The sequence below is a fragment of the Sanyastnella coralliicola genome (assembly GCF_030845195.1).
Taxonomy (GTDB): domain Bacteria; phylum Bacteroidota; class Bacteroidia; order Flavobacteriales_D; family Sanyastnellaceae; genus Sanyastnella; species Sanyastnella coralliicola.
Map to the genome: position 1 here is coordinate 1244225 of NZ_CP132543.1, position 25595 is coordinate 1269819.

Annotated in this window: 17 protein-coding genes and 1 other RNA gene; 9 read left to right on the forward strand and 9 right to left on the reverse strand. The window is 46.3% G+C overall.

Features of this window, described 5'->3' with window-relative positions; all coding sequences use genetic code 11:
- Window positions 1-34: 34 nt before the first annotated feature.
- From RA156_RS05245 to ffs, 4 genes are all read right to left on the reverse strand, one after another.
- Entirely contained in the window at window positions 35-655 is a 621-nt protein-coding gene (locus RA156_RS05245) for a DUF4294 domain-containing protein (RefSeq protein ID WP_306643442.1), read from the reverse strand.
- Window positions 656-743: 88 nt separating this feature from the next.
- Window positions 744-2210, reverse strand: a complete 1467-nt coding sequence (locus tag RA156_RS05250; protein ID WP_306643444.1) for an acetyl-CoA carboxylase biotin carboxylase subunit — start codon at window positions 2208-2210, stop codon at window positions 744-746.
- A gap of 23 nt (window positions 2211-2233) precedes the next feature.
- Window positions 2234-3049, reverse strand: a complete 816-nt coding sequence (locus RA156_RS05255; protein WP_306643446.1) for an SDR family oxidoreductase — start codon at window positions 3047-3049, stop codon at window positions 2234-2236.
- A gap of 92 nt (window positions 3050-3141) precedes the next feature.
- Window positions 3142-3240, reverse strand: an RNA gene (gene ffs / locus RA156_RS05260) — signal recognition particle sRNA small type.
- A gap of 137 nt (window positions 3241-3377) precedes the next feature.
- Between ffs and RA156_RS05265 the strand changes: the two genes are divergently transcribed.
- Window positions 3378-3911, forward strand: a complete 534-nt coding sequence (locus tag RA156_RS05265; protein ID WP_306643448.1) for a DUF4199 domain-containing protein — start codon at window positions 3378-3380, stop codon at window positions 3909-3911.
- Window positions 3912-3941: 30 nt separating this feature from the next.
- Window positions 3942-4904, forward strand: coding sequence for a glycosyltransferase family 2 protein (locus RA156_RS05270; RefSeq protein ID WP_306643450.1), 963 nt, complete (start codon window positions 3942-3944; stop codon window positions 4902-4904).
- A 25-nt stretch (window positions 4905-4929) separates the two neighbouring features.
- On the opposite strand, the gene mnmA is transcribed toward RA156_RS05270, so the two are convergent.
- The gene (gene mnmA / locus RA156_RS05275; RefSeq protein ID WP_306643452.1) at window positions 4930-6120 is read right to left on the reverse strand and encodes a tRNA 2-thiouridine(34) synthase MnmA; all 1191 of its coding nucleotides are present in this window, start codon (window positions 6118-6120) and stop codon (window positions 4930-4932) included.
- Between the two features lie 134 nt (window positions 6121-6254).
- On the opposite strand from mnmA, the gene RA156_RS05280 reads away from it, so the two are divergent.
- From RA156_RS05280 to RA156_RS05310, 7 genes are all read left to right on the forward strand, one after another.
- The gene (locus tag RA156_RS05280) at window positions 6255-6650 is read left to right on the forward strand and encodes a response regulator (RefSeq protein ID WP_306643454.1); all 396 of its coding nucleotides are present in this window, start codon (window positions 6255-6257) and stop codon (window positions 6648-6650) included.
- A 228-nt stretch (window positions 6651-6878) separates the two neighbouring features.
- Complete coding sequence (locus RA156_RS05285) at window positions 6879-7340, forward strand: RNA polymerase sigma factor (RefSeq protein ID WP_306643456.1); 462 nt, start codon at window positions 6879-6881, stop codon at window positions 7338-7340.
- A 22-nt stretch (window positions 7341-7362) separates the two neighbouring features.
- Window positions 7363-8628 (forward strand): PKD domain-containing protein, encoded by a 1266-nt coding sequence (locus tag RA156_RS05290; protein ID WP_306643458.1) that lies wholly within the window; start codon window positions 7363-7365, stop codon window positions 8626-8628.
- A gap of 94 nt (window positions 8629-8722) precedes the next feature.
- The gene (locus tag RA156_RS05295; RefSeq protein ID WP_306643460.1) at window positions 8723-12217 is read left to right on the forward strand and encodes a T9SS type B sorting domain-containing protein; all 3495 of its coding nucleotides are present in this window, start codon (window positions 8723-8725) and stop codon (window positions 12215-12217) included.
- Between the two features lie 120 nt (window positions 12218-12337).
- Entirely contained in the window at window positions 12338-16039 is a 3702-nt protein-coding gene (locus RA156_RS05300; RefSeq protein WP_306643462.1) for a PKD domain-containing protein, read from the forward strand.
- 66 nt (window positions 16040-16105) lie between these two features.
- Window positions 16106-16522: a hypothetical protein gene (locus tag RA156_RS05305; protein WP_306643464.1), complete on the forward strand. Its 417-nt coding sequence runs from the start codon at window positions 16106-16108 to the stop codon at window positions 16520-16522.
- The gene (locus RA156_RS05310; RefSeq protein ID WP_306643466.1) at window positions 16519-20238 is read left to right on the forward strand and encodes a PKD domain-containing protein; all 3720 of its coding nucleotides are present in this window, start codon (window positions 16519-16521) and stop codon (window positions 20236-20238) included. Before RA156_RS05305 ends, RA156_RS05310 begins: the two co-directional genes overlap by 4 nt.
- On the opposite strand, the gene RA156_RS05315 is transcribed toward RA156_RS05310, so the two are convergent.
- The 4 genes from RA156_RS05315 to RA156_RS05330 form a co-directional block, all read right to left on the reverse strand.
- Complete coding sequence (locus RA156_RS05315) at window positions 20235-21053, reverse strand: hypothetical protein (RefSeq protein ID WP_306643468.1); 819 nt, start codon at window positions 21051-21053, stop codon at window positions 20235-20237. The genes RA156_RS05310 and RA156_RS05315 overlap by 4 nt on opposite strands.
- A 73-nt stretch (window positions 21054-21126) precedes the next feature.
- Entirely contained in the window at window positions 21127-23013 is a 1887-nt protein-coding gene (locus tag RA156_RS05320) for a M1 family metallopeptidase (RefSeq protein WP_306643470.1), read from the reverse strand.
- Window positions 23014-23116: 103 nt separating this feature from the next.
- A complete protein-coding gene (locus RA156_RS05325) occupies window positions 23117-23683 on the reverse strand; it encodes a biotin transporter BioY (protein ID WP_306643472.1) in 567 nt (188 codons plus the stop codon).
- A 1-nt stretch (window position 23684) separates the two neighbouring features.
- Window positions 23685-25529, reverse strand: a complete 1845-nt coding sequence (locus tag RA156_RS05330) for a M1 family metallopeptidase (protein WP_306643474.1) — start codon at window positions 25527-25529, stop codon at window positions 23685-23687.
- Between the last annotated feature and the right edge of the window lie 66 nt (window positions 25530-25595).

Sequence of the window (25595 nt, forward strand, 5' to 3'; positions counted from 1 at the left end):
TTCGCTAATCTACTAAGCTTCCAAGAAACTGGAGTTAATTCGAGGCAACGTCGTACTCAGGGAGTTGAACTGGAATAATTCCAAGTTCAATTTCACGCACGATTCGCTCAATCGGCCAATCTTCGCCATAAGGATCGTAGTCGTCTTTGAGGTTATGGCCGAAGATTCGCGCCACACTTTGCCACATAAATGCTGAGAAACTCCCTTTGAGCTCATCGATGAGTTCGAACGATGTGTCGCCTGTTTGGCGGTCAATGAGTTTGATGAGAATAATACCTTCAGAAACGGTCATCTTGCGAAGCTCTCCTTCAAACTGATCTTTGAGTTTCGATTCGCATTCTTTCAAATAGTGACGTTGATCTGATTTGTTGTCCATCGCCATCAAATCCGTTTCGTATTCCTTCATCAAGAGGCCGGCGGTGTAGGCGTAGGGGTAGACCTTCACAACCTTTTCTTCGAGACGATGCTTTTTGCGAATAGAGCGGCTTGATTCACCGTCTTTACTGCCTGCGATCACGGCCAAATCAAGGTTTACGACAGCCAAAGTGTCTCCATCAACCACCTCTTTTTCGCAAAGGTGACCAACAGCAGTAGAACGTTGCGCCTGCATAGAAACAGCGGTAACAAGCGATATGACCAGTAGTAAGATTCGCATACCTCGTTAACGAAAGATACGAAGCTTTGGTCTCAGAGTTCCGTTTTGAATTGCCAAATAATGGGAATCCGAAGCTAGAAATCAGCGATTAACGCTTGAGTTTCCAAAGACTTGGGCCTTCAGAAGTAGCATGTTGGGCTGGTGAATCACTCAACAATTTGAACGCAGCAATCGCAGCGGCATGAGCTTCTTCCTTGTCGTAGGTGTCAAGGAATTCCGGTTTGTAGTGATCTTTCACGAACAAGGTGTCAAAATCTCCACTGCGGAAAGCGTTGTGACGAATAGCGAAGCGACCGAAAGACAAGGTGGTTTCTACACCTGAAATCTTGTACTCATCGATGGCACGTGTCAATTTCTCAATAGCTGCTTCACGGTCTTCGGCGTGAGCCACCAGCTTTGAGATCATCGGATCGTAATAAATCGGAATCTCCATTCCTTCTTCGTATCCGTCATCAACACGAACACCTGGTCCTTCTGGACGACGGTAAGTTCTCAACGTACCTACATCAGGTAAGAAATCATTCTTTGGATCTTCAGCATACACACGCAATTCGATGGCGTGTCCGTTGATCGTCAAGTCTTCTTGGTTGAATGAGATTTTCTCTCCGCGTGCGATTTGAATCTGCTCTTTCACCAAGTCAACACCTGTGATCATTTCTGTCACCGGGTGTTCCACCTGCAAACGCGTATTCATTTCGAGGAAGTAGTAGTTTCTATCCCCATCCATCAAGAACTCTACGGTTCCTGCTCCCACATAATCACAAGCACGGGCAACATCACATGCGCTTTTACCCATGGCGTCGCGTAGTTCAGGAGTAAGGATGCTTGAAGGAGCTTCCTCCACTACTTTTTGGTGACGACGTTGTATGCTACACTCCCGTTCGAATAGGTGAACCACGTTCCCGTGTGTGTCGGCAAGTACTTGAACCTCAATGTGGCGAGGTGAGCTAACAAAACGTTCAATAAACACTGAACCATCTCCGAAAGAGCTTTCCGCTTCAGAAATCGCACGCTTCATTTGGCTTTCAAGATCTTCTTCGCGCTCAACAATACGCATCCCTTTTCCACCACCTCCGGCAGAAGCTTTAATAAGAATAGGGAAACCGATTTCACGCGCAATGCGAATAGCTTCTTCCGCGCTAGCGACAGCTTCATCTGTTCCCGGAACCATAGGAATACCAAACTCCTTTACAGCAGCTTTGGCCGCGAGCTTACTACCCATGACTTCCATGGCTTCAGGTGAAGGACCAATCAACGTAATACCTGCTGCTTTCAACTCACGTGCAAACGTGGCGTTTTCAGAAAGGAAACCATACCCTGGGTGAACGCCCTCAGCACCAGTATCTTGACAAGCTTTGATAATGCGCTCAATGCGTAGGTATGATTGAGATGATGCTGGAGGACCAACAAACACTGCTTCGTCAGCGTAACGCACGAACGGCGCGTTTTGGTCTGCTTCAGAATAAACGGCTACAGTAGCGATTCCCATTTCTCTCGCTGTACGCATAACACGCAAAGCAATCTCTCCTCGGTTAGCAACAAGTATTTTCTTCATGGTACGTCTTTGGTTCGGCCAAATTACGACTTCGGACCGCGAAGTCCGTAATGACCGGCAATTAGTTTTTCAAAGGTTCTTCCACCAAGAGATTTATGGAGGAAGACACTCAAACGCTGAACAGGCGTAGCCACCCGGTAGCGCAGTTTCGGACGTTTAGACTTCAGAATGCGTTCGACGGTTTTGGCAACAAGAATAGGGTCTTTGGCGCCAGCAACTTCACGGTTGATTTGATCCAAGGCCTGATCAAAGTTGGTATAAACCGCCTTGTCAATGTTTGAAGCCACCTTTCGGTTGTCGTTGATTTTCGTCTTGAAATCACCTGGTTCAATGATACTCACGTTGATTCCAAATTGCCAAAGTTCCATGCTGAGCACTTCGCTAATTCCCTCTACGGCGGATTTGCTTGAGCAATAAATGCCTCGGTAAGGAAGGCCAAACATTCCACCGATACTAGTGATATTGATGATGTTTCCTTTCGACATGCGTAGGGCAGGAGTGGCCACTCTGCACGTGTTAAGAACACCGAAAACATTGGTATCGAAGATCTCCTTCGCCTCAGCATCTGATGTGCTTTCCAACGGACCTGCCATACCAAGGCCGGCGTTATTAATAAGAACATCAAGTCTGCCTTCTTTGTCTAAAATGAGATTCAAGGCATGTTGAACAGTAGCTTCGTCAGTTACATCCATACGAACAATACGAAAGCCTTGCTCGGTCATTCCTTCCGAAGCACTTCTGCTGGTGCCATATACGACGTGTCCTTTAGACGACAAGTATGTGGCAACTGCCTTTCCTATTCCAGCTGATCCGCCGGTGACAAGGATTACTTTAGACATGGGGCAAATATCGAATTTTTAGGACATCTGTCTTTGTTCAGAAATGTGATGTGGTAGAAGAAGGCAGTTGAGCGGAAAAAAGAGCAAAAAAAATGTGGCAAGCTACTCACATCGCACCGCTCAACCATCTACCCTTGCTGCCTTCCGGCCCTGGGGGAGTTCAATAGGAGCTGGTCGTGTAAGACTTGCCACGGCGCAAAGGTAATGAGTTTTTCTCGACCTACACCAGCACTTTTTTCCGATGAGCCCTCTTTTTTGTTCGCTCGTCCCAAAATGTCCTGATTTGGTAAACTTTAACTTAATTTCACCGCAACTGAAATCCAACATTATGAATCAGAAAGCTATTACCTACGGAGTGATTGGAGGATTAGTCTCTATCGCAGCCACACTTGTTATGTACATCGTTAACCCAGCCTTGCTTGCGAGCTTCTGGATAATGATGCTCTTTATCCCTGTCCAGATTGTATTCGTTGTTCTAGGAACCATTGCCGCACGCAAGAACGCGGGAGGATACATGCCTTTTGGTAAAGCATTTCTGAACGCTTTTGTCTGTGGTATGGTCATGTCACTGTTGGGTGTTTTGTTCAATATTATGCTCTTCCATGTGATTGACCCAGAGCTTCCAGCGTACTTGATGGAAGAGGCCATGCAAAATACAGCTGAAATGATGTCGAAATTCGGAATGCCAGAAGAGGCAATGCAAGAAGCAATGGCACAAGCAGGTGAGGATATTGAAAAAGGCTTCTCGGTAGTGGGAATGTTTAGCAACCTCATCACCTCTGCATTCTTCTGGGGATTCATTGGATTGATCGTCGGACTGATCGTTAAGCGTAATCCACCTGAAGCTGATCCAGTGGTTTAATGTATTTTCGCGTTCGAGTAACGCTTTACTATGACACAACCAGAGGTTTCCATTATTGTACCTCTTTTAAATGAAGAAGAATCCCTGCGCGAGCTGCATGCCTGGATAAAGAAGGTAATGCTGGCGCAGGGATTATCTTATGAGGTAGTCTTCGTTGACGACGGAAGTACGGATGATTCATGGAAAGTCATTCAAGAACTTCGAAGTCAAGACGAACAGGGTGTGCGTGGAATTCGCTTCATGCGAAACTATGGAAAAAGCGCTGCCTTGAATGAAGGGTTCAAGATTGTGCGAGGCAAGGTGGTGATCACCATGGACGCTGATTTGCAAGACTCCCCGGATGAGATTCCTGAGCTGCGTTCTATGATTATGGATGAAGGCTATGATTTGGTAAGTGGCTGGAAGAAAAAGCGTCACGATCCAATCTCCAAGACGATCCCAACCAAACTATATAACTGGGCTACGCGGAAGATGTCTGGTATCTACCTCCATGATTTTAACTGCGGACTCAAAGCATACCGCGCCAATGTGGTAAAGAACATTGAAGTCTATGGTGAAATGCACCGCTACATTCCGGTAATTGCTAAACGGAATGGCTTTGGGAACATAGGCGAGAAGGTGGTAGAACACCGTGCGCGTCAATTCGGTAAATCGAAGTTCGGATTGGAACGATTCATGAACGGATTCCTTGATCTACTTACGATTACATTCATTTCTCGCTTCGCGAAGAAACCGATGCACTTCTTCGGAAGCTTAGGAACCTTGATGTTCGTCTTCGGTTTCATTCTATTCGTTTTCATTGGAGGTGAGAAGTTGTGGGCACTAGCCAATGACATTGAAGCCAAGAACATCACAGAGATTTCTGGTTTCTACATTGCCCTGATTGCAATGGTGATTGGAACACAGTTGTTCCTCGCTGGTTTCTTAGCAGAGTTGATTTCGCGCAATGCGCCGAATCGCAATGCCTACCTAATCGCCGATCGGATAGATTAAGATTCCGCTGTTAGGCTGAAAGAAATTACATCACAGCAGAGCCAATGAGCTCCTCTCCATCGTACCAAGCAAAGAACTGACCTGCTGCAATTCCGCGTTGAGCGTCATCAAAAACAACGCGTAAGTGATTCTCTTCCCAGAATAAGGTACAAGGCTGCAAAGGTTGACGGTAACGAATGCGTCCTAGATAAGAACGTGATTCACCCAAGGTCATCTTTAGATCCTCTCGAATCCAATGAACTTCATGGTGAGGAATGTAGAGACCACGGCGATATAGGCCAGGGTGATCATCACCTTGGCCAACGTAAACCACATTCTCTTTGACATCCGTTCCAATCACAAACAGAGGTTCAGCTTTACCACCAACGTGAAGGCCCTTACGTTGCCCTACAGTGAAGAAATGTGCACCAATATGTTCCCCCACAACTTCACCCATTGAAGGTTCAAGTTTGAAGGCTTGGTAATTGATGTCGCCTCCGGCGGAACGGCTTTCGCCTTCTTCAGTTAATACCAATTGCTGAAAAACTTCGTGTTCCGGAGTGATCTCAATGATTCTTCCTTTTTTCGATTTGAGTTGTTGCTGCAAGAAAACAGGCAACTTCACCTTCCCGATGAAGCAAAGTCCTTGTGAGTCTTTTTTATCTGCAGTGGGAAGTCCGATTTCGGTAGCGATCTCGCGCACCTTAGGCTTCACCAAATGTCCGATAGGGAAGAGGGCTTTGGAAAGCTGTTCTTGCGTCAATTGACACAGGAAGTAACTCTGGTCCTTATTATTGTCTGCCCCAGCGATCAACGAGTGAACTTCCTTTCCATCCACTACTTGAGTGGCTTTCTGACAGTAGTGTCCTGTGGCAACAAAGTCAGCTCCCAATTTCATCGCAGCATCGAGGAAGATGTCGAATTTGATTTCGCGGTTACATAGTACATCGGGATTCGGCGTGCGACCAGCTTCGTACTCAGCAAACATATAGTCAACAATTCGCTCACGATACTCGTCTGAAAGGTCAAGCACCTGGAATGGAATCCCAAGGTGTTCGGCCACGAGCATAGCATCGTTCGAATCATCGATCCATGGACACTCATTGTTGATAGTCACTGATTCATCATGCCAGTTACGCATGAACAGTCCAATCACTTCGTATCCTTCTTCTAGTAAAAGGTGTGCGGCGACGCTTGAATCAACGCCTCCTGATAAACCAACTACAACTCTTTTCACAATGCAAAATTACCACAACTACACCGAAAAACGATGTGTAGGATGATTCTTACATCCGGGACAGATAGATGCCCTACAATGACGGAAAAGGTGTTGACCTAACTTGGGTAAGCCAATACCTTCACTTTAGAACAATGAACTATGTCAATTCTGTACTCTTGATCGACGACAATCCGAGCTGTAACTTCATTATGAGCGAGTTTATTAAACTAGCTGATGAGCGAATTGAAGTGCATGTATCCGAGTCCGTGCAAGAGGCGCTGGAGAAACTGAATGATCCATTGATTTGCTTCCCAGAAGTAATCTATGTTGATCTCAACATGCCCGTTCAAAACGGATTCGAATTTATTGAAGCCTTCGAACAACGCTTCATGATCACCCATCCGGGAAGTAAGCTCTTTATGTTGAGCAGTTCTTTAAGACCCGAGGATAAAGAGCGCGCACTCACATACCAAAGCGTGCAAGATTTCGTTAGTAAAAACGACATTGACACCTTTTTACAGAAAACTTTGCTTCGCGCTGTCGCCTAAACAGCTGTCTGTCAAAGACATACATATTAGGTGTTTCTATTTTCTTAAAATTTCCTTATTTCGTTAGCCAGATAAGAGGCAACCGTTGTGGTTTGTCCTCGTCTAATCAACGTCTCGTTCATGATAGATGATGAACTTCGGGAGCTAATCTTAGGATGTGTTCGTGGGAGCAGAAAGTCTCAGGAGGGCATCTATCGTAGATTGTACGGGACAATGATGGCCGTTTGTATGCGGTATACTAAGAACGTTGACCAGGCACATGATATTTTGCAGGAAGGCTTTCTTAAAGTATTCGCAAACATTGGAAAATACGGTTTCGAAGGCTCGTTTGAAGGCTGGGTGCGAAGAATTATGGTGAATACTGCCATTGATACTTTCCGAAAGAAGAGAACAGACTTCGTGTTACTTGGGGAAGATCAGTCGATTGAAGATTATACTGACGTCGCTGAAGATGATGATGAAGAAGCGGAATTTGAATTCACAGCTTCAGATGTGGTGGAAGCCATGCAGCAGTTGACCCCGGCGTACCGTACCATCTTTAACCTTTACGTGTTTGAGAACCTTACACACGTGGAGATCGCAGAGCGACTTGGAATTAGTGTCGGAACCTCTAAATCCAACTATGCGAAAGCGAAAAGAAATTTGAAACGGATATTAACTAACGATTTCAGGAATCGCGATGACGGATAAGTTTGATGCCTTTGAGCATAGCATGAGGAACGTGCTCAAAGATTACGAAGTGCCTTTCAACGAGGCCAGTTGGGAAGAACTAAAAGGACAAATTCCAGGCGGATCAGCTTGGACCAATCCTTGGACGATTGCTGCGATCTTTGCAGGTCTGTTAACCGTTGGCGCTACCTCTTGGTATTTCCTCAGCTCTGACAACGGTACGATGGCGCAAGCAGCGAATCCTACAGATCTCGTTATCAATAAAGACACATACGAAGGTATCCGCTCAAAAACGGAACAATACCTACTAGCTGTTGCTGACAACAGCGGAGATATGATCTCATTCGAAGACGCAGTCCTCGCGTCTGAAGAAGCGGCGAATGCAAATGATAGCCGTGGCACGCAGCTCGCCGTGAACAATACGACTTCAAACACTACTCAACCAACATCTACTGAAGAGACCGAATCTTTAGTATCGGCAGACGTAATTGATACCGCTGAAGAGGAACTTGTTGGAATTCCTGCTGAAGGAGATAAGCCAGCAATTCCAATCTCTATTAGTACGCGTAAAGGATGTGTTGGTACTACTGTTGAATTCAATATTTCGCTTGAAAGCGAAGACGGTAACTACCTATGGAACTTTGGTGATGGTAACTTCTCGAACCAACCAAATCCAACGCACACATATCTGAAGGCTGGTACCTACGACATTACATTGTCTGTAACTAGCAACGATGACGGTGTCATCCGCACAAAAACGATGGATAACCTCATCGTTATTAACCCAACTCCTGAAGCAGACTTCGATTGGTCATTCGTTGACTCAACGTCTGGAACACCAACAGTTCGCTTCAACAACCGCTCAGCTAGAGCGCAAGATTCAGAGTGGGTAATCGTTGATCAGATCTCTACGGATATCAATCCTACAGAAGCAATCAACAAGAAAGGAGTTCACGTAATTGAACTTGTAGTGAGCAACGAATTCGGTTGTTCAGATACAAAAGCACGTACAATCTCTGTTAATGCCGATTACGCATTGATGGCTCCTTCACAATTCTCTCCAGATGGAGATGGAGTTTTCGATAGCTTCATGCCTCGCGCCTTTATGGATGACGACATGAACTTCGATCTCAAAATCTACAGTGGTGATGAGGTTGTGTTCCATACAACAGACGCAGACAACCCATGGAAAGGTCAGCTTCCAGACGGATCTACTGCTCAGAAAGGCAAGGCCTACAGCTGGGTAGCGATCGTGAAAGACCTGAATGGTGAGAAATATTACAGTGGTACAATTACAATTACGCCTTAACCAAAATTGTAAATAATCATGTTGAGAGAAGGCTTTAACCTAGCGGTTAGAGCCTTTTTTCGTAGTTTTGCACAATTGTTAATAACCTTTGCCAATGCCCTTGGGATTCCTCGTATTTAGGAAGCATTTCCGATACGCTGCGATCAGGCTGCTATGGATTTGTCTTGTGCTGTTGCCTTCCACCATGTGGGCGACCATAGACCCCATACCCAGTACTGACTGTGTCTCATGTAACGGCTCGGCAACCGTTTCTACCAACTTCGCAGGAGAAGTAACCTACGAATGGTACAATGCACTGGGTGTTCTCCTAGGGCTCGACCAAAACAATTTTGGAAACTCTTCAGTCTTCAATCTTTGTCCTGGAGTATATCAAGTGCAATACACGAATGGCACTGACTCCGCCATAGAATGGTTCTCCATTGCTGTACCTGGAGCAGATGCTGGTCAACCAGACGCGGTTTCTTACTGCTCAGAAACTGGAAACTACGACTTGTTCGCGGCATTGCTTGGAACACCGCAAGCAGGAGGGGATTGGTTCGATCCACTAGGACAACCGCACTCAGGAACCTTTGATTCAGCAAATGATATTCCTGGGTTCTACCAGTATGTCATCAATGCAGGAGCATGCACCGTTACCTCGGGTATCGACATTACGTTGATTCAGAATGCAAATGCAGGTTTGTCAGCAACCTATCTGATTTGTGAGACCTACGACGAATTCTTCCTCACAGAGGTGCTCGCTGGAGCTCCTGATCTTGGGGGCACGTGGTTTGACAGTAACCAGAATGCCTTCGACGGATTTTATGACCCAGATGTTGATGTGACAGGCCTATTCACCTATATGATCGACACGGTGGCGGGATGTCCTCCAGTATTCTCGACACTCTTTGTGATTGAAAATGCGCTTCCTGATCCGGGTATTGACACAGAATTAGCTGTTTGCCCGAATGCCACGCCATTTGATATGACTGACCAGTTGAATGGAACTCCTGACGCGGGAGGGGCATGGTATGATGAAAATAATGACCCCGTCGGACCCATTTATGATCCGGCTGTGCTCGATGAGGGAGTCTACAACTACGTAGTGCAAGGTCTAACCCCTTGTCCGATTCAAGAGTCTTTCCTTACGGTAACGTATACACAGGGTATTGATGCCGGAGAAGATGGGAACTTGGCTGTTTGTGTCAATAACGGAGTTGCTGACTTGTTCAACTCCATTGGAGGAACACCTACGGCAACTGGTAATTGGACAGACCCCTCAAATGCCCCTTCTGATGGAATGGTAGACCCAGCAACTGCATTAGAAGGAATCTATACGTACACCGTGAACGCCGTTGGATGTCAGCCAGAGAGTTCAACTGTTTCCTTCACAGTGGAACAACTCCCGATCGCAGGAACAGGGCAAACGATGTCTTTCTGTGAAAATGGAAGTCCAGTGGATCTCGACGGATTATTGTCAGCAGACGCTCAGGCAACAGGGGAGTGGACAATCGGAGGTCAGCCAGTGAATGGAAGCCTCGTTGTTGAAGGTGGACAAACCTACGAACCTCTATACACGGTAGCTGGTGTTCTTTGTCCTGACGATGCAGCGTCATTTGAAATTGTTGTGGATGAGTTGCCCAATGCTGGTCCTGACAATGACCTTTTCACCTGTTCGAACGCATTAGCAGTTGACATTGCCGTTCTAATGTCTCCTGATCAAAGCTTCACTTCCGAGTGGATCGACCCCATGGGTAATCCGACCAATAACGTAGTTGACCCTGCGATTGATTTGCCAGGACAGTACACGCTGATTTCTTACAGTGAAAACTCGTGTCCTGACGACCAGGCTATTTTGAATGTGACGATATCTGATCCTGCATTTGAGAATGGCTTCGACACCTTCGAAGACTGTACCATCGGTCAGCAGTATGATTTGAATGACGTTCTTCCAGAGAATATTCCGGATAATGGTGCTTGGAGTCAAGACGGACAAAACGTGCCTCAGCTTGTAGATGGAAATGAATTAAGCTCAGGAGTATACCTCTACACAGTTGACAATCCTCAAGGCTGCGAACCTTCTGTATTTACCTTTGATCTTGTCTTGGTTGAACCCCTAAATGCTGGTGAAGGAGCTGAAATTGCAATTTGCTCTACATCTCCGGAATTTACCCTAGACGATCAGCTTCAAAATGATGTTGATTTAGGGTACTGGGAGTACAATGGCGAAGGATTAGGAAGCACCATCATCGACCCGTCAAATTCTTCTGATGGAGTTTACACTTACGTAGTTCCTGGCATTGGTCCGTGTCCTGCAGATAGCGCTCAAATTGTCCTTGATATTCAAGAAGGCTTTGCTTTCACGGCAGGCCCAGATTTGACAGTATGTGAAGGTGACGACAACGTCTTCTTAGGAGCAGGCACTTGCGACAATTGCGAGTTTGATTGGACCAATGAAGATCTTTTGAATGACGCTAGCGCGGAATCGCCATTATTCATTGTGCCGGAAGTACAAAGCACCGAGACATATCAGTTCTTTGTCAGTGTAGACAACGGTGTATGTGAGGTGCAAGACGAATTGATAGTGACGGTTCATCCTTCTCCAGAATTAAATCTTCTGGGTGATCAAATCCTTTGTGCTGGTGACGAGGGGACATGGAATGTTGCAGGGGCTAACTCTTATGAATGGACCTCCTTGAACAACCAAGTTCAGTCAACAGATGACACCTACACAGGGCTGCTTTACCTCAATGAGTCGATCATCGTCACAGGTACATCGCTTGATGGGTGCGCAACAGAAGCTGTCTTGAATGTGATTGTAAACCCTTTACCAGAGCCGATCTTCGATTTGGAAGACCAGAATGGATGTGGTCCGGTAGTAGTGCAGTTGTATTTACCTGAAGCCGATGGCAATGACTACTGGTACGAAGTGGATGGAGTGATTTATGACGAAGAGGTGAACTCACTTGTTATGGTGAATGATGGGGAATATGATGTCACCTTATTCGCAGAATCGCAAGAAGGATGCCTGAATTCATTCACAAATGACAACGTGATCAATGTATATGGTTATCCAGAAAGTAGCTGGTACTTCGCCAACGATCAGCTGGGCATTTTATCAACTGAAGTTGAATTCGTGAACACCAGTATCGACGCAACTCAATTTGAGTGGCAATTTGATGCCTTGGGAACCTCGACAGAAGAGTCACCAATACTCAGCCTTCCTGCAATTGCAGATCAATCTTATGACATCTGCTTAGTAGCTGAAAACCAATACGGTTGTCCTGATACGTTGTGTCGTGAGGTCTATCTTGGAGGCGAATTACTCGTATACGTTCCGAATGCCTTTACCCCTGATAACGACGGTATTAATGAAGTGTTCCTGCCATCGGTTCTTGGTCATGATCCAAGTGAATTCGAGTTTAGCGTGTTTAACCGCTGGGGAGAGCTCATCTTCCGATCAGAGGACGAACAGCAAGGATGGAATGGCTCTTTCAATAACGGGCAATACTACGTCCAAGACGGTGTGTACACTTGGGTGCTTTCAGTCAAAGATGCCTACACAGCAGAACTCAGGAAGTTCTCAGGTCACGTGACCATCATGCGTTAGAATTCCAATTCACACATTGAAATAGGGCGCTTTTCAACGCGAATTGTTGACGCTTCGTGCCCATTTGTGAACTTCTCCCCAAGGTCATTTCGTATTTTTGCGGCTGAACCCATGGAACCTATGAGGAGAATATTAATCGGATGCTTAGGATTGTTAGCAATGACCTTATCAATCGGAGCGTTCGCACAGGTGAATGTAGTTATGGACAATGGTACATTCTTCTCTTGTGCTGGAGCATTTCTAGATAGTGGAGGTCAAGGTGGTCCCGGTTATCAGAACAACGAGTATTTCACCACAACCATTTGCCCTGAAAACGAAGGGGATGTCATTACGGTTGACTTCATCACATTCCAACTTGATCAAAGCGGTGTTCAAAGCTCTTGGGATTACATGGCCATCTTCGATGGTGACAATGTAACCGAAGCATCCCTCGGTGTTTATACAGGAGATGACCTTGAAGGGTTATTCGTAACAGCAACCTCACAAAACACCTCCGGGTGTTTGACCTTCGTATTCCAATCAAACGGAGTAGGAACAGGAAACTTCGGTGGAACCATTACTTGTGGTACTCCATGTGATCGCCCAACTGCTGAAGCAACATACGACGCTCCTGAGACAAAGCGAATCTGTATTGGCGATGTCATCAACTTTGATGGTTCAGGCTCTTTTGCCGCTCCTGGATTTGAAATCGTAGAATATCTCTGGGACTTCGCTGATGGTACTACAGACGATAGCGGTCCGATTGTGTCACATTCTTGGGATGAACCCGGAGAATACGTTGTTGAGCTCTTCCTGATAGACGATAATGGGTGTGCATCTACCAATCGCGTGAGTCTTCAGCTATTGGTTGCTACACCACCTTCATGGTCACCATTCCCAAATGACACTACGCTATGTTTAGGAGAGGACCTTTGTTTGGAAGCTTTCCCGAATGATTACGAGTTGACCTGGAGTGGACCAGAAGAGTCATACAGCAACTCTGACAATACCGTGCTTGAAGATAATGTTGGTGAGTGTTTCGTTTCAGAAATTGAAGTAGGAGGTTTTTCTCCAGGACAAACATTGACCAACGTGAATGACCTCTTTGGAATTGACGTTTCCATTGAGCACAGCTGGTTGTTTGACCTCGTTATTTCTATTGAATGTCCGACAGGGCAGACGGTGGTCCTTCACCAGCAAATGGAACAACCAATTGGAGATGACGTGGCTTCCAATGGTTCTGACCTCGGTGTTCCGGATACAGAATTCTGGGATTACAGCTGGACTCCAGATGCTACTCAAGGTACTTGGTCTCAAGTTGCTACTGATCTCGCAGGAGGTGAAGCGCTCCCAGAAGGAGATTACAATGCTCTCGAGAACCTTGACCAATTGGTAGGTTGTGACTTGAACGGTACATGGTCTATCGAAATTTGTGACCTCTGGGGAGGTGACAACGGAGAGTTGAACGAATGGGGATTGAACTTTAATCCTGCGATTATCCCTGAAGTCACTGAGTTCACTCCTGATATTGGAGCCGGTTCTGATAGTTCATTCTGGAGCCTTGACGCCACAGGGTTAGATCTCTTCAATGAAGATCCAGAAGGAAACTCGTTATGCCTGACTCCGCTTCAGGAAGGAGATTGGCCGATTACCTTTACCGTCATTAACAACCACGGTTGTCAGACAGACAGTGTCATTACGGTTTCAGCATATCAAGCTTTGCTTGCAGATGCGGGTGAAGACTTTTCTTGGTGTGGTGAAGGCACGACCATGAGCGGTGGACTCGACGGACTACCGACGCCTGAATGTTCTGCAGACGCAGGTAACTACACTTACTGTTACACCAACGGAGCACCACAATCATTTACTTACTGCCCAGACAACCCAGGAGATGGCATCGCTTTCATGGACATCACCTTCAATGCTGGAACGGTCGAGAACTTCTTCGATGAATTCTGGGTGTATGATGGAGACAATACAGGAGCTCCGCTTCTAGCAGGTCCGATTTACGGAGATCTTTCAGGACTGCAGTTCATCGCAACAAACCCGACCGGATGTATCACAATCGAAGTGACTCCTGATGGAAGTGTTGACTGTGCAGGTGGTTCTCAAGTGGAATGGAACTTTGACGTGGGTTGTAACCTCGGTGGACCACAGTATGATTACATCTGGGAACCGGCAACGGGACTTTCTGATCCGAACATTTCAAACCCTGTGGTTGATGAAGTGTTTGAACCAACGACGTACGAACTCACAGTGTTCCCTACAGGACACCCTGATTGTGCATCTACTGATCTTGTGACGGTATTCCCGACTTACTCGTATGAAGTGACCTTTGTACAACCAGTATGCTTTGAGCCTACGGGTGAAATCAACGTATTCATTGATGAGACTACAGGAGATGGACCATGGGATGTATACCTCTACGAAGCAGGAGAAGCCATAGATTCATTAACGACAACAGGAGGTGACTCAACATTTGATGGATTACTCCCTAGTGATTACATCGTCATCATTGGTGATGAGACGTGTACCTATGAGGAGGAAGTCAATATGTCTACACCTCCGGTGATTACTTTGACACCTACTCCGGCGGATACAACCATCTGTTACACAGGTGTAGCCACGCTTTCAGCAGTACCTAGCTTCGACACAGGAGATATGGAATACTTCTGGAATAACGGGGCTGTTGGACAAGAGATTCAAGTGAATCCTCTACTGGATGAGTCGTACACAGTGTACGCCACTTTCGGCGGAGCTTGTTTCACAGATACAGTTCAAGTCAACGTAGAAGTACTCGATCCCATCACGCTTGATATTACCGCAGGGAATACAATCTGTGAGGGTGATTCGATCTTCATTGGAGTAGATAGCGCTACGGGCGGTTTGGAACCGTATGTGCATACTTGGACTTGGGATGCAGGTGGAGAAATCATTACCGATGGAACCTTCGTTTATCCGGAGTACACAGCGAACTGGTGCTGTACAACCACAGATCAATGTGAAACTCCAGCGGTGACACAGTGTATCGAAATCGCTATTTCGGATCCGATTGATCCTTCATTTGAAGCAGATACGCTCGGTGGATGTGTACCTACATTAGTAAACTTCCAGGGGCTGGCTGAGAACCCTGAGCATATTTTTGAAGCTGTTTGGGACTTTGGCGATGGCGGAATCTCTACAAACCCGCACTCTTCAACTCACACATACACCACCCAGGGTTCTTACGATATCACGTACACCGTGATTTCGAATGACGGTTGTTTCTTCGAATCAACAGTTGAGGATATGATTACCATCTTCAATTGGCCGATTGCCGGATTCAATATGGAGCCACAGACCGCGGTTCTCCCACATACTGGAATCCAATTTGAGAACTACTCTCTGGGAAGCGATGTTTACACCTGGGTGATGAACAACACGGATTCACTATACGACGAGGATCCTTTCTACGAATTTCCAGATGTGGCTGGAACATACCCAGTAACGCTGTATGTTGAGAATAACTGGGGATGTGCGGATAGCGTATCTCGTTCGGTTTTCGTTGTGGATGAATTCGTAATGTTCGTTCCGAATGCATTTACACCTGATTTCGATGGTATCAATGACATCTTCCGATTCGAAGGAATTGATGTAGATAAAGACGACTTCAAATTGCAGATCTTCGACCGTTGGGGAGAGAAGGTTTTTGAGACCTTTGATTTCGAACAAGGTTGGAACGGATCATACAACGGTGGAGAGTACTTCGTGCCAGATGGAATGTACATTTGGCGCATAGAAACACGTTCGTTGACCTCACTTGAACGCAAAGAGTTGATCGGTCATGTACTGATCATGCGATAGAGGCAACCTTTAGGGGCATTTTATTGTCATATTTAAAACACCTTTGACCTTAAGAAAGGCTGACTTATGGGAAAGATTTTACTTCTTGTTACTGCATTGTTTTGTTCCGCTGGGCTTTCAGCACAGCAAGACCATGATTGGTTGATTGCTCTTTTCGGAGAGGAAGACTACGCTACTGTAGCAGAAAATGCTCCAGAGAAGATCGATTACTATGTGTTCGCAGATGAGCACGGGTATCTCGTTCAAATGGCTGAAGGAAAAGATCTTTCAGGTTATCCTAACGCCCTCACCATCGCTCCAAAGAAAGATGGTATTGCCCCATTATCAGTTGATCTTATTCTATCGGATGAATTCCACCCGAGCCTGTATCGTTTCAAGACAACAATGAACGATACGCATTGGTACCGCGTGGGAGACACTGACTACGTCATTACGGTGTTGCCGTTAACGTCTGTCCAGAATAAATTCAATTCAGAGGAATGAGAAAGTATCTAGCTCACATCCTGACTTTCACCCTTATCACGTTCGTCGGCATAGCCTCTCAGGCGCAGACGAACGTTGTCATGTCCAATGGAGAGTTCTTCTCGTGTGGAGGAGCCTTCCTTGACAGCGGTGGACAAGGAGGACCGGGATACTCCAATGGTGAGTACTTTACATGTACCATTTGTCCTGAAACAGAAGGAGACGTAGTAACCATTGACTTCATCACATTCGACCTTGATCAATCTGGTGCAGAGAATACTTGGGACTCCATGGCCATCTTTGATGGTGACAACACAGGTGAACCTACACTAGGATCATACACAGGTACGGCACTGCAAGGTCTCTTCGTAACAGCGACTCCTCAGAACACCTCTGGTTGTTTGACTTTCGTTTTCCAATCGAACGGAACAGGCACTGGAAACTTTGGTGGTACTATCACATGTGAAACACCTTGTGACCGACCTACTGCTGAAGCAACCTACGACGCACCTGAAAACAGACGTATTTGTGTTGGAGATGTCATCAACTTCGATGGAAGTGCTTCTGCAGCGGCTGATGGATTCGAAATCGTAGAATGGCTATGGGACTTCGCAGACGGAACAACAGACACAAGTGGTCCTATCGTATCTCACTCTTGGGATGAGCCAGGTGAGTACATCGTTGAACTTTACCTAGTAGATGACAACGGTTGTGCTTCAACGAACAGAATCAGCCTTCAAGTTCTAGTGGCAACTTATCCTAGCTGGGACCCATTCCCGAATGATACTACGCTTTGTCTCGGAGAACAGCTTTGCTTAGAGGCTTTCCCGAATGATTATGAGGTCACTTGGAGTGGTCCTGATCTTTCATACGCTAACGCGGAAAACATTGAACTCCTCGATAACGTAGGGGAGTGTTTCGTTTCAGAAATCGACGTTACAGGATTTGCTCCTGGTCAGACGCTCACGAATATCAATGACCTAATGAGTATTGATATCTCTATCGAGCATAGTTGGTTGTTTGACTTGGTTGTGACGGTTACTTGCCCTACCGGGGAATCGGTAATCATGCACCAGCAAATGCAGCAGCCTGATGGCCCAGACGTAGGCTCAAATGGAACAGACCTAGGAGTTCCAGATACAGAATTCTGGGATTACTCATGGTCAGCTGATGCCACAGCGGGTACTTGGTCGCAGGTAGCTACAGACCTTGGTTTTGGAGGCGGACTACCAGAAGACAACTACAACTCACTCGAGCCAATGGATCAATTGGTTGGTTGTGATTTGAACGGAATTTGGTCAATAGAGATTTGTGACCTTTGGGGAGGTGACAACGGTGAGCTGAATAGCTGGGGATTGAACTTCAATCCGGCCATTATCCCTGACGTGACTGAGTTTACGCCAGAAATCGGACTCGCAAGTGATAGCTCATTCTGGACCTACGACGACGCAGATCTAGACATCATTTCCGCGCCTGACGACGGGAACTCTGTTTGTTTCCAGCCATTGGCGGAAGGGGATTACCCATTCACATACACCGTTACCAACAACCACGGATGTTCGCACGATTCGACGATCGTTGTGACTGCTGAGTTGGCGGGACAAGCAGATGCGGGTCCGGATATCACTTTCTGTGGTGATGCGACACAACTTCAAGGTGGACTTGACGGACAACCATCATCGTCTTGTAACAATGATGGAGGAAACTACACTTACTGTTATTCGAACGGTGGAATGCCTTCATTCACTTACTGTCCGGATAACCCAGGGGATGGGATCACTTTCATTGACATCACCTTCAATGCCGGATCAGTCGAGAATTTCTTCGATGAGTTCTGGGTATATGACGGAGATAACACTGGAGCGCCACTTCTTGCAGGTCCTATTTATGGAGACCTCACAGGATTGCAGTTCGTGGCAACGAACCCTACAGGATGTCTAACCATTCAGGTAACACCTGACGGAAGTGTTGACTGTGCAGGAGGTTCACAAACAGAATGGGACTACGACGTCGGCTGTTCTGCAGGCGGGCCTCAGTACGAGTACTCATGGTCTCCTACAGAAGGACTTTCAGATCCGAATAGTCCAACTCCTTTTGTAGAGAGTATTTCAGGTGAAACAACTTACACGTTGACGACCTTCCCAACAGGACACCCTGATTGTGCTTCTACGGACGAAGTAACCGTCTTCCCAGCATTCGCATTCAATGTTGAATCATTCGACCCGAGCTGTTTCGGAAACGACGCCGTAATCTCGGTAGACATCGATCCGGACTCAGGAACAGGTCCTTGGACGATTGAATTCTATGAAGATGGAGTCTTACAAGAGACGATCAACTCAGAAGGTGGTCTGACAGAATTCGTAGATCTATTCCCTGGAAACTACGCCGTTAGCGTAAGTGATGGTGGATGTACCTACGACAACGACATTGTCATCAATTCACCACCGCCATTGATGTTCGAATTGTCGAATGACACGACGATTTGTGTTGACGGAATGGCGACCCTTTCTGCTACTTCAGACATGGATATCGATGACTCATGGCAATACACATGGGACGGTGGCCTAGGAGTGGGAAATACTGTGTTTGCTGAGCCGTTGGAGACAACTACGTACAATGTATTTGCTACTGACGATGCTGGTTGTGATTCAGATCCTATCTCGGTAACTGTTGAGGTGCGTGATAGCATCACAGTTGAAATCAGTGGAACAGAATTAATTTGTGGTGGAACAGAAGCTTCATTGCAAATCGATGATACACAAGGTGGTCTCGGAGCTCCATACGACTATGTATGGCAGTTCAATGGGGTAGACGTAGCTAACGGTGAAGAGATTAGTGTTCAACAGTTCCAAACAGGAACTTACTGTGTGTTCGCTACAGACGGATGTGAATCTCCTGCAGGAGAGGCTTGTCTTGACGTGGTAGTTGAAACGCCATTGAACGTAGCTTTCACGGCAGATACACTCGTTGGTTGTTTCCCAGCGGATATTCAGTTCACGAACTTGATTGACGCTACTGCTTACGAATCAGCATTGTGGGATTTTGAAGATGGAAGCTTCTCAACTGAGGCGGATCCATTGCACCAGTTTGAATTACCAGGGTTCTACGACGTATCGTTGACTTTGACAACGGCGCCAGGGTGTGTGTACTCTACAGTGTACCCGAACTACATCACAGTGTACGATAATCCGACTGCTGGATACCATGCACAGCCACAGCCAACAACGATGCCTGATACAGAAATCGAATTCTACGATTACTCTGTAGGTGACGTAGTAGACTGGTACTGGGTGTTTGATACCTTGAATGTTCAAGGAACATCAACGCTTCCTGACCCTGTGTTCCAATTCCCAATGTCAACTGGAGGTAACTACCCGGTGACACTGACTATTACAGATTCTAATGGATGTACAGATCAGATTACACGTTGGATCGTAATCAATGATCTACTGAACATCTACGTACCTAATTCATTCACACCGAACAACGATGGAGTGAACGATATCTTCCTAGTAGAAGGGAGCGATATCGATCCTGATCGTTTCGAGCTAAAGGTGTTTAGCCGTTGGGGAGACAAAGTCTTTGAAACTACGGATATGACCGTTCCTTGGAACGGTAACTACCAGGGTGGAGGATACTTTTCTCAGAATGATATGTACATCTGGCAATTGGTGGTTCACTCACTGTCAACAAGCGAGCGTTTCGAATTAAGCGGAACGGTGACCATCCTTCGCTAATGGATCTCTAGATGAATGTGATCGTCATGGCGAACGCTGTGGCATCCGTGAAACCTGATCTTATTTCCTTGAGGTAAGAGTCGACTCTTTAGATAAGGTTCGATGAAAATCTTCGATGTTGTTGACGACTGGTTTAATAGTTCAAGTAGTCTTCGGGTGTTTTGCGTATCCAATTCCGCGCTAGCGTTAGGAAAAGGAGACATGAGTTTACCCAAGATATTATACTGCCAATAGCCCGCTTCTTCGCAGCGATCAGCCGTTGGATTCGCGTTACCGTCAGCAAAGACTCCATAACCGATCAGTGAAGGGGAGAAGTTGTGCAAAGGCTTGCCCTCTTGATCTTTGTAGAAGAAGGCCAGATCTACTTTTTTACCGTCTTTATGACTCAGATGTGGTAGCAAAGGAAAGCCATCAATAAAAGGGAAACAGGCGTCTAGATAGAGGAGATAACCGGGTTCAAAACGCTCATCAGTAGCAACCGATGATAGTAGCTCTTGCATCTCCTTATTCACATAGTGTCTATTCAAGATCCAAGTGTAATTCTTTGCTGGACGAATTGCCCCGTGCTTGGTAATGCTCAACGGAACGCGCCCGAAAGCAGAAGCGAGCGGGGGAATGATGGCGAGGGTGAAAAGAAAGTATAGGATGACAAACGATCCTGCCTTAATCAGTGATCGTTGGAGTTTGTGATGTCCTTGTGGAAGAAAGCGCTGAAGTGATAACCAGAGCAAATAAACGAGTCCACCAACCTGAGTTGTGGCAGTGAGCAAAAGCACGATGACGAATCGTTTCAATATGTTGAGCACTCGTTTCATTCTCATAGAACGCAACAACACAAAAAAAATGCGGACACTCGGCCCGCATTTTCAATTCGTATCGATTGACCAATTATTCGTTGGTCTCTGCTTCGTATAGTAATTCATCCATCGTGTTGTAAGCAACAGCGTGGTAGTTCGGACGAGCCTTTTCGTAGATAGCAAGCGCCATCTCCATTTTTCCTGTTTCCTTCATTACTCGGTAAAGAGGAGTGAGGAACTTACGACGACCAACGTTCACCAAGAACTCTTCAGCGCGGTCATAAGCTGGTTCGTAATCATGCTTAAGCGACTGCTCTAGCCATGCGAAAAGCACTTCGTTGTTTCCAGTAGCAGTGATGTTGTATGCAGCATCTAGTTCAGCCAAACGATCAGCAGACAGTTCGTTAGGAAGGTTGGTCAAGAAGCGGTAACGCTCTTGGTATGCCCAATCATTCCAAGGAAGATCGGCAGTAGACATTTCACCGTTGATCCAGGCAAGGTTCGCTTCGTCAACTTTCTGAATGCGATCAGATTCCACAGAAGGAATATTTGATGGCAATCCTGCTCCGTAAATCCAAGAATCGAGGTCTACCGTTTTGAGCTCTTCCTCTGAAAGCAGATTCGTAGACAAGTAGTCAACGAAACGCTCTGTATCCATCACCTTGAAGCTGTTTGAGGTGAAGTATTCCTTTAGGAACACATCCCAGCGCTCACGGCCTACTGTTTCTTCTAATAAGCGAAGGAAGAAGTAGCCTTTATCGTATGCGATTGCCGACATTCCTTCGTCTGGATCACGATCTTTCAAGTGAAGCTTGAGGTGAGTGTCATTTGGATTACGGTCCATAATCTCTTCAACCTCCATTGTCAGCCCTTGGTAGCTCAGTGTTGCAAGCATTTCAGAAGTCTCACGTCCGTAAACGGCTTCCATGATGCGTTGCTCGAAGTATACTGTGAAGCCTTCGTTCAGCCAGAAGTCGTCCCAAGTTGCGTTGGTTACCAAGTTTCCAGACCAGCTGTGTGCCAGCTCGTGAGCCACAAGAGCCGTCAAACTGCGGTCTCCAGCGATAATCGTTGGGGTAGCGAAAGTCAAGCGTGGGTTCTCCATTCCACCGAATGGGAAGGCAGCTGGTAGGATCAACAGATCGTAGCGCCCCCATGCGTAATCTCCGTAGAGTGCTTCCGCAGCGACAAGCATGTCATCCATTTCTTGGAATTCGTAGTGCGCAGCTTCGATCAAATCAGGAGTAGCGTAAACAGCAGTACGCTCACCAATTTCCGCGTAAGCGATATCACCCACAGCCAATGCCATCAAGTAAGAAGGAATAGGCTGCTCCATTTTGAATTCATAAACCCCTTCATCATTCAATGCCGTTGGGTTTTCAGCACTCATCAAAGCCAGTAGGCCTTGTGGAACCTGAACCTTTGCATTGTAGGTGAATCGAATACCTGGGCTATCTTGACAAGGGATCCACGTACGAGCCAGAATGGCTTGCGATTGTGTGAATAGGAATGGCTTTTCGCCCTCTACCCAAAGCAAAGCCGCCGCGTTCGGAGCGCTCTTGTAAGAGATAGAAACACGTGTGGTGTTCTCCGTGATTGGAATATGAAGAGGCTGCCCAAGGAAGTCTTTAGCCGGGCCAATTTCAAATTCAACCTTACCGCCATCGTCAGTCATGACGCTGTCGATTGTCAATTCACGGATATCAAAGATGATAGACGAGGCATCACCTTCACGCTTAATATCGTAGTGTGCAGTACCACTGATGACACGTGTTTCAAAGTCAACTGAAGCATCCCAATCAAGGTGGGTGACTACGGCGTCGTTTGGGCGTGCATACGTGTGGTGGTCTGTTGCGAGTTTCATCTCTGCGATCTTTTGCTTCGACTCGTCGCTTCGCTCTGGCGTTTCTTCTTGTGGTTCATTTCCACATCCAAAGAGCAGAAGAGTCGTAAGACTCAATAGAAAAAGCTTCTTCATTATTTGGTTGTTACGTGGCGCAAATCTAAGTATTCTGTATGTCAGGGTGTTTCGCTAGCGCGGAATTTTAGAGACTCTCTTGAAAAGAAACGCGGACTGGAACCTAAGATTGATTCGCGAGTCTTTTGGCTGTGCGGTGTAAACCGATAAACACAATGCCGCCAAAGGCCGTTTTCATGGCCAATCCAGGCATGAAAGCTTGCAGCTGAACTCCCCAGCTGAATTCTTCGTTCGTTACTCCCTGCAGCCAGTATAGTCCTACCACTAATAAGATGAACTGACCTAGCGCCAATAGAACCAAAGCGAAGAGGTTTTTCATCATGATATTCATCTCGGCAAGGAAGCCTACAATATTCGCAGCGATCAAAAACCCAATCAGGAATCCACCTGAAGAACCTAGAAAGAGGTCCCACCCGCTGTTATAATCAGCAAATACAGGCGCACCAAATCCTCCAAGGAGTAAATAGACGAGTACCGGAACAGAACCATTTAGCCAGCCAAACAGAACGCTGAAGAATACCACAAGTAGAGATTGCAAGGTTAGTGGTACCTCCATCCCGATATCAATGTTGAGAGGGGAGAGGATACAAAGAAGAACCGTAGCGATTCCGATTTTAATCAAGGAATCGATACGGTTCGAATCTGAAAGTCTTAAAGCGTCGTTCAGCATCTTATTGCTTCAGAATGAAGTCAACACCATCTTCCATATTAACGGTGTTATTTGAACGGTCAATGTCTGCCATTTTCTTTGATTCGTCGATAACAATCGAAGAAATGTCGTTGTATGAAGCGTTGATGTCAAGTACATAAGTCGGGTGCGTCCAAGGCCAGTCTTCTTCAAGAACCCAGTCTTTCGCATCTGCCTTCTCACCGCGCATAATACGTAGCGGAATGTAGTGCACTTCTTTGCGACCATCTTTGAAGTTCACCGTAACATCAAGAGGCATTGGCATAGCACCAATTTTCTCGAGAGTAACAGAGACTTTGCCGTCCATTCCGCGTACTTCTTGGATTCTGTAATCAATGGTGTGCGTTGAATTCATGAAGTATTCGAAGTACCAGTCAAGCTCTATTCCACTGGCTTTCTCCATCACACGTTTGAAATCATTTGGTGTTGGGTGCTTGAACTTCCACTCGTCGAAGTAAGTCAAGAGCGCTTGATCACGAACTTCATGTCCGATGATGTATCCAAGCTGTTCAAGCAATACTTGTCCTTTGCTGTATGCCGCTACCCCATAGGCACGGTTCGTTGTATAGTGATCAGCGTGTGTGACGAGAGCATTTTCTTTTCCATCGCGTACAATCCCATAGTATCCTTGATAAGCGTATACGTGAGGAACGCGTGTAGGGTCAGGGAAAAGTTCATTCATCGTCAACGATGTAGCGAATGATGTGAATCCTTCATCCATCCATTCGTACAGGGCTTCGTTTGTTGCTAGCACTCCGTGGTACCAGCTATGCGCTCCTTCGTGTACCGTAACACCAACGAGTGAACGCAGGTTTCTATGTCCGGTGATCAAGGTTGCCATTGGGTATTCCATACCTCCGTCACCACCTTGAATGATGCTGTATTGAGGGTATGGGTATTCACCAAAGTGTTCGCTCATATATTCAAAGGCCTTTACCGCATACTCTGGCAGCGCTTCCCAATTCTCATTGAACTCGGGGTTGTCTTGATACAAGAAGTGCATGGTAGGTCCGTTTTCTATCTGGACCTGCTTGTGGATATAGTCAGGATCAGCAGCCCAAACGAAATCGTGCACGTTTTCAGCTTCAAAGTGCCAAGTCAGTTTTCCATTGACCACTTTAGGACGAGCTTTCTCCGACCCATAACCGTGACCTACTTCGTCACCGTTAACTACAAGGCCAGTTCCACCAAGAACGTAGTCTTTATCGATGGTAATCTCTACATCAAAGTCTCCCCAAATCCCGTGGAACTCACGCCCTACGTACGGATTTGCGTGCCAGCCCATATGATCATACTCACTCATTTTAGGGTACCACTGAGACATAGAGAATTCGATACCTTCTTTGTTGTTCCAACCTGAACGACGAATCTGTAGCGGCACTTGTGCGTCCCATACCATTTCGAAGGTCACTTTCTTCCCAGGTTGAATAGGAGTTGGTAGGTCAACCTCCAAGATCGTTCCCACTTCAGTATAGCGTACAGGCTTTCCGTTCATCGTGAGCGACTTCACGCGGATCCATCCTTCCTCGTCAGGCTGTAGCTCTGAAATTCGGCTACCTACACGTGGATCAGGATCTTCAATGGTAAGTGAACGTGTGTCCATCATACTTCCAGGTTGGAAGGCATTGAAGTAGAGGTGGTAGAATACTTTGTCAAGAACGTCAGGAGAGTTGTTCGTGTATACCAGTTTCTGAGTTCCAGCATATTGGTGTTTCTCTGTATTGACGTCGATCTTCATTTCATATGAGACCTCTTGTTGCCAGTAATTCTTGTTCGCAAAAGAATGTAGGCTGCATGTCACAGCCAGAATCATGAAAAGCTTTTTCATTCGTATGGTTTTGTCGCTATCGCGGAAGCCGAAGATAACAGCTTCTATTTGAGTCAATAAAATAAA